Genomic DNA, 663 nt, shown 5'->3' on the forward strand with positions numbered 1-663 from the left:
CGCGCCGGCCTGACGCCGCTGCGCGCCGACCCCCGGCTGGCCCGGGTCGCGGCCCGCCATGCCTGCGACATGGCGCAGCGCGGGCGCATGACCCATCTGGGCAGCACCACCACCGGACCCGCCATGCGCCTGAAGCAGGCGGGCTATCAGCCCACCGTCTCGGCCGAGAATATCGCCGCGGGGCCGTTCTCGCTGCCGCGGGTGCTGTCGGAATGGACGGCCTCGCCGGGGCATCACGCCAACATCATGCTGCCTCAGGTGCGCGATTTCGGCGTGGGGCAGGCGACGTCCCAGGACGGGCGCACGACCTATTGGGCCGCCGTCTATGCGGCCCCCCGTTAGGCCGCGGGCATGACCTGCGGCCCGACCCATTCGGATGACCACAAAGACGAGGATCGGATGACCCGACATTTCAACCGCATCGCCCCGCTGGCGCTGATCGTGGCCGGCGCATGGCCGGCCCATGCGTCGACATCCTGCGCCACGCCCCCGCCCCGGGCCAGCCAGGCCATCGCATCCTCCGTCAGCCAGATGCGGGCCCAGGCCGGGCTGGGCGCGGTGACGGTCGATCCCGCGTTGACGGCGGCGGCGCCCCGCCAGGCCTGCGAGATGGCCGCCCGCGGCAGGCTCAGCCATCGGGGCGGCGGGGGCGTCAAGGCGCGC

1 protein-coding gene and 1 pseudogene are annotated in these 663 nt (G+C 74.1%); both read left to right on the top strand.

The genetic code is table 11. The features are described from left to right. Positions 1–342 (top strand): CAP domain-containing protein (locus TW83_RS18355; protein ID WP_045984227.1); only part of this gene is annotated, 342 nt, incomplete at its 5' end. 57 nt (positions 343–399) lie between these two features. Next, positions 400–663: pseudogene (locus TW83_RS20965) on the top strand (hypothetical protein); the annotation flags it as partial.

This window comes from Paracoccus sp. S4493 (genome assembly GCF_000967735.1).
Taxonomy (GTDB): Bacteria; Pseudomonadota; Alphaproteobacteria; order Rhodobacterales; family Rhodobacteraceae; genus Paracoccus; species Paracoccus marcusii.